Raw genomic sequence first — 5,634 nt, 5'->3', positions numbered from 1 at the left:
ACCACTTCTATTACAACCTCTACGCTTAATCTTTGCTTTCCTTCACAAAAAAGCCATCCAAAAGTCAGACGGACAAGTCTGCTTTTCAGATGGCGCTACAACTACAATGCTTATTCTTTTAGCTATCCATTCACTTATTTTTCTCTCACTTGTTCTAGCTCTTCTTTGGTCATAGGGCGATACTGCCCTTTATTCAAATCTTTAGGCAGACAAAAATTCCCCATACGGATTCTTTTTAAATATAAGACTTCTTTTCCTACTGCTTTGACCATTCGCTTGACTTGGTGAAACTTCCCTTCATGCAAAATCAGACGGATAATTGAAGTTTCTGACTCTTGATCTACTTGATCAATTTGGAGTTTTGCCGGCAATGTCTGCTCATCGCCATCCATAATCAGTCCTTCTGCAAATAAATGGATATCTTCTTCTGTCATTATACCGCTAACCTCAGCTAGATATTCTTTCTCCACGTGTTTTTTTGGTGATAATAACTGATGGGCAAATACCCCATCATTCGTTAAAATCAGGAGGCCTTCCGTGTCTTTATCCAATCGGCCAACTGGAAAAAGATCTTCCCGATAATCCTGGTCTTCCAACAAATCGATTACGATTTGATCATGATTATCCTGAGTAGCAGAAATGACTCCTGCAGGTTTATGCAAAATATAATAAAAATCTTTTTGATACGCAATGATTTCTCCTAAATAAGTAACCGTATCTTCAAACTCGTTTACTTGCGCTTTATCGCTTTTGACCACTTGTCCATTGACTTCAATCGTTCCTTTTTTGATCAATCCTTTGACTTCTTTGCGGCTACCAAGTCCCATGTCTGCTAAAAATTTATCTAAACGCATGCGTTTCCCCCATTTCAAAAGAGCATTGATTCAGCTCTTCCCATTCACTTATTTTATTTTTAATTTGTGTCGTAAACGCGCTATTCCTGGTCCTAGTAGTCTTTCTGCCAAACGGATTTTCAAAGCTAAATAACCGTACACCAATGCCCCTATGCCTGCTACTGCAAGAATCAATAATAGAGACTGGAATTTACTATCTTCATTTAAGAAAGTCCCAAAAATCATCTTTGTGATCCACGAAGCAAAAAGCATAATCAAGGTAAGAATAAAGATCAGTAATGTCCTACGCCAGACAAAACTTGGTTTAAAGCGAGCTACTTCATGGATCCTCTTTAAGATCAAAGTACAAGACACAGCAAACCCGAGCATTGTCGCTAATAAAGGGCCATACACTTCAAATAAACGAATGGCTGGATATTGAAGAAGTAGTTTCACCAGAAATCCAACAACCAAATAACTGATTGCCGCCCTGTTTTCAAACATTCCTTGCAGCATGTTGGAAACTAGCATATATAACCCTAAGAAGAGTCCTACAAAACTTGCTTGGATCAGTACATTGCTTCCTAGAGAATCTGGTGTATAAAATAATGTGTTTAGCGGATAGGCAAGTAACATGACACCAAATGTCGCTGGAAACATAAAAAATGAAAACAGTTGTAAATTTCCGCTCGTCAATTTTGCCAGCCCTACTCGATCTTTCAACGTAACAGCTTCTGTAATCAACGGTAACCCGGTAGACGCGATCAATGTTGCCAATGCGATAACTACCATCGTCAACTTATCTGGATTGGCACTAAAAATCGAAAAAAGATCTAGCAACTGTGCATTGGAATATTCAGTGGATGCGGACATGATCCTCATAAAAGTGAATTGATCGACTAATTTGAAGATTGTTACCCCTGAACCAACGATAATAAACGGTATTGCTTCTTTAATGGTATCTAACAACAATTCCTTCGTTGCAATATTTACTTTGTTTTCGCTGTAGTGGATAAATGCAGATGTATACGCTTGATGTTTCTTCAAAAAATACAAAAGGACAAGGATACTTGCTAGCATACCGATAAATGCCGCGAAAGTTGATTGCGTGACCGCCGTCACATAATCGCCATTCATGACTTTCATGATGATGAATGTAGCCAACAGCATATAAAAAATACGTGCAACTTGTTCGACGATCTGCGACAGCGCATAAGGCATCATCTCTTGGTTCCCTTGAAAATACCCTCGTATCACACTCATACAAGGAAAAACCAATACAGCGATACTCAAAGAACGCATCGTTGGAATCAGTTCTTCTCCGCCACCAGAAGCATGAGCTAGCCAAGGAGAGGCGATGTACATGAACAAAGCGAACAAAAGACCTAACCCGCCCATCATCTGTAATGCACGGATGAATAATCGTCGTGAAGTGCCATATTCATTCAACGAATTATATCGCGCGGTTTGTTTTGCGATCGCCGCGGGTATTCCTGCTGTAGAGATTAGTAGAAATAATGCATATATATTGTACCCCATATTGAATAATCCATTGGCAGCCTTAGCATTTTCGCCCATCCAAGCATACCAAGGAATGATATAGACAGCTCCTAGCAACCTTGAAATGATATTACTGGCGGTCATCCAGGCAGAGCCTCGTGCCATTTTTTCTTGCGGTGATAATTGATCTAATGCTGGTTTTCTTTGATTATCCATCGGTCAGATCCCAACTTTCTACAAAACATTACTATCATTTTAATTGGTAAAACAGAAACTGGCAATCGATTTTATATAACTTTTATAAGAACGAATGTTTTTTTGAATTCGGTTTCGTTTTTTTGGTAAAGTAAAGAAATATACAGCCTTTTATGGCTAACATTTATAGGAGATATCAATGACACAAGAAATAAAAAAACTACCCGTTATATTTTTAGGTCTTTTCTTTATCACAGTTGGATTGAATTGGTTCTTGCTCCCTCACGATATAGCTTCCGCCGGAGTGGGCGCAATTGGACATTTAGTTGAAACGGCCTTTTCTATCCAACGTTCAGTTACTGTTTGGAGCATCAATCTTATGATGCTGCTTCTAGCCGCTATTCTATTAGGAAAATCAATATTTTTTAAAACTGTAGCGGGAAGTCTGCTTTTTCCTGTTGTTTTAGAAATCGTTCCAAAAGTGGAAATGCTCTCCTCTCATTTCTTCTCACTGATTTCAGGAAGTCTTTTGTTCAGTCTTGGCGTTTACACATTGTACACCGTCGGAGCCTCAAATGGCGGGATAACGATACCGCCAATTATTTTTCACAAATTTTTTCGACTTCCAATGCCGCAAGGACTGTTACTTACGAATAGCTTTATCGTCTTTTTGAATTATTATGTTTTTGGATTGTGGGAAACACTGTTCGTTCTCCTATCTATTACAGTCAGTTCATTGTTTATGAAAATACTCATCCGCTTGTCCCCTGTGTCAAGAAAATTTGAATAAAGCTGGATTTTGTCATAGCGGAATCAAACGATATATTGAAAAGAGTGTGCTATAATAAACCAAGAAATTGAATGAAGCGAGGGATCAATCAATGAGCTTCTCTTTAGAAGACATCCGTCATTTACTATTAAAAGAACATCTATTAAAAGAATTTGTTTCAACAAAAGGCTGGCATCTTGATGTACCAGAAAAAGCTGAATTTCTTCAGTTAAGTTATGATTCAAGAAAAGCTGATGCTTCTACTCTGTTTTTCTGTAAAGGAATGAATTTCAAAGAAGAATATTTGGATTCAGCGATCAAACAAGGTATCCAATATTACGTATCAGAGCAGCCATACGAAAATTCAGCAGTAGGAATCATTGTGACGGATATCCGTAAAGCAATGGCACTTCTTGCTATGGCCTTTTACGACTATCCACAAAATAAATTGAAAGTGATTGGATTCACTGGAACAAAAGGTAAAACAACTGCTGCGTACTTTACTAAAGCAATCTTGGATCACACAACGAATAAAAAAACTGCATTGCTTTCTACGATGAATACAACGCTAGATGGCAAAACGTATTTCAAATCCCATTTAACAACGCCTGAGTCATTAGATTTATATCGTATGATGGCAGAAGCAGTTGAAAATGGTATGACTCATTTAGTGATGGAAGTTTCTTCCCAAGCTTACAAAACACAACGTGTGTACGGGTTGACTTTAGATGTAGGAATCTTCTTGAATATCTCGCCTGACCATATCAGTCCGATCGAACATCCGACATTTGATGACTATTTCTATTGCAAGCGTCAATTGATCTTAAACTCAAAAACAGTTGTTTTGAATCACGAAAGTGACTATTTTGATTTGCTTAAAGAAACCGCCGATCTATTCCAGATCCCAACGATCACTTATGGTCGTTCGGAAGAAAGCAATTATCAAGTGATTCATTCAGACAAAGGTAACCACGGGTTTACTTTATCTTCTCGTCAAGATCACTTAGCTATCTGCGATACTGCTTATGATATTTTGCTGGCCGGAGGATTCAATCAAGAAAATGCAGCCAGTGCGATCATTGCCGCAGCACTAACAGGTGCTTCCAGTCAAGATGCACAAGCCGGATTAAAAGAAGCTCGTGTACCAGGCCGAATGGATCAATTGATCCAATCAAATGGGGCGCATGTCTATGTGGACTACGCACATAATTATCTAAGTTTGAAAACATTGCTGGAATTTGCCAAAAATGAACATCCAGATGGTCGTGTAATTGTTGTATTAGGCAGCCCAGGAAACAAAGCAATCTCCCGTCGACATGATTTTGGAAAAGTGCTATCAGAAACAGCTGACGTTGCCTTTTTGACGGCAGATGACCCAGCATTTGAAGATCCGCAAAAAATCGCGGAAGAAATCAATGAAGCAATTACTAATCCAGAATTGATCGTTCATTATGAAATGGACCGTCCTGAAGCGATTCGACGTGCTTTAGCAGAAAGTGCTCCGCAGGATTCAGTCGTCATTGCGGGAAAAGGGGTTGATCCCTATCAAAAAATCAATGGTGTAGATGAACCTTATGAAGGGGATTATGCAATCGTGAAGCGGTTGATTGAATAATAATGTTATTTATATTCTAGTAGACGGGACGCCATGAAAAGAAAACTTTTCATAGCGTCCCGTCTATGGAATTATCAAGAAAAGTTGCCGGAACTACGTTAATTTTTTATTGTTTCTTTATCACGCCTCTTTAAGATATCGTTTTCATTCGTTTTGTTTACTGGCTCTTCTATCGTTGCTTTTAGTTTATTATTCCTGTCTTTTCAATAATATAAAGGTGGTTATTATGAAAAAAATTTTCAACTTAGCAAACGGTATCTTTTTTCTTTCTCTTTTTTCTGTCATTTTTCTAACTTTGGATTTGCAAAGTGGGAAAATGGGGGTCGTTATTTTTAGAAATCTCCATTTGCCAGTTGATGCATCGATTGTTGGATGGTTACTGCTACTTTTTTCTTACTTGATGAGTCGGAAGCATCAGACTAAGTTTTTCGCGCGCTTAGGCGGAAGGGTTGCTCTATTTTTTCTAGTCGTTTATCTGATATTCACATGTCTAGGTTTGCTTCAGTCGCTCGGTATTCTGCCTTGATGCTTCGTTCGAATCATATTGACTATAATGAGGCTGGGACAGAAGCGATTAACTCCAAGAAATAAGAGGGAATTCACGAAAATTGCTTTTCAAATTTTCGTGAATTTCAGCTTATTTCCGAAGGAGTTGCTTCTGCTTCCGCCGTTTACACATGTTTAGAGCGTGAGACAAAAGTTTTTCTTTACTTTTGTCCCAC

General features: G+C 38.4%; 5 protein-coding genes. 3 read left to right on the top strand and 2 right to left on the bottom strand.

Annotated features, from left to right (window positions below):
* Positions 1-134: 134 nt before the first annotated feature.
* A complete protein-coding gene (locus ESP02_RS12750; RefSeq protein WP_146926069.1) occupies positions 135-854 on the bottom strand; it encodes a pseudouridine synthase in 720 nt (239 codons plus the stop codon).
* Positions 855-902: 48 nt separating this feature from the next.
* The gene (locus tag ESP02_RS12745) at positions 903-2,549 is read right to left on the bottom strand and encodes a polysaccharide biosynthesis protein (protein WP_146926067.1); all 1,647 of its coding nucleotides are present in this window, start codon (positions 2,547-2,549) and stop codon (positions 903-905) included.
* 178 nt (positions 2,550-2,727) lie between these two features.
* On the opposite strand from ESP02_RS12745, the gene ESP02_RS12740 reads away from it, so the two are divergent.
* The 3 genes from ESP02_RS12740 to ESP02_RS12730 all read left to right on the top strand — a co-directional run bounded on the left by ESP02_RS12740 (position 2,728) and on the right by ESP02_RS12730 (position 5,438).
* Complete coding sequence (locus ESP02_RS12740; protein WP_002374172.1) at positions 2,728-3,318, top strand: YitT family protein; 591 nt, start codon at positions 2,728-2,730, stop codon at positions 3,316-3,318.
* Positions 3,319-3,409: 91 nt separating this feature from the next.
* Complete coding sequence (locus ESP02_RS12735; RefSeq protein ID WP_002374169.1) at positions 3,410-4,912, top strand: UDP-N-acetylmuramoyl-L-alanyl-D-glutamate--L-lysine ligase; 1,503 nt, start codon at positions 3,410-3,412, stop codon at positions 4,910-4,912.
* Positions 4,913-5,138: 226 nt separating this feature from the next.
* Entirely contained in the window at positions 5,139-5,438 is a 300-nt protein-coding gene (locus ESP02_RS12730) for a hypothetical protein (RefSeq protein ID WP_002374168.1), read from the top strand.
* Positions 5,439-5,634: the final 196 nt, after the last annotated feature.

Origin of the sequence: Enterococcus sp. NBRC 3427 (assembly GCF_007996925.1) — a bacterium.
Classification (GTDB): Bacteria; Bacillota; Bacilli; order Lactobacillales; family Enterococcaceae; genus Enterococcus_B; species Enterococcus_B lactis.
The sequence above is the reverse complement of the archived record's forward strand: the minus strand, read 5'-3'. Positions and strand labels throughout refer to the sequence as shown.

What these genes read in the sequence shown, in the direction of transcription:
- ESP02_RS12740 (WP_002374172.1), top strand. Translation starts at nt 2,728, where the DNA reads ATGACACAAGAAATAAAAAAACTACCCGTTATATTTTTAGGTCTTTTC.
- ESP02_RS12730 (WP_002374168.1), top strand. Translation starts at nt 5,139, where the DNA reads ATGAAAAAAATTTTCAACTTAGCAAACGGTATCTTTTTTCTTTCTCTT.
- ESP02_RS12745 (WP_146926067.1), bottom strand. Translation starts at nt 2,549, where the DNA reads ATGGATAATCAAAGAAAACCAGCATTAGATCAATTATCACCGCAAGAA.
- ESP02_RS12750 (WP_146926069.1), bottom strand. Translation starts at nt 854, where the DNA reads ATGCGTTTAGATAAATTTTTAGCAGACATGGGACTTGGTAGCCGCAAA.
- ESP02_RS12735 (WP_002374169.1), top strand. Translation starts at nt 3,410, where the DNA reads ATGAGCTTCTCTTTAGAAGACATCCGTCATTTACTATTAAAAGAACAT.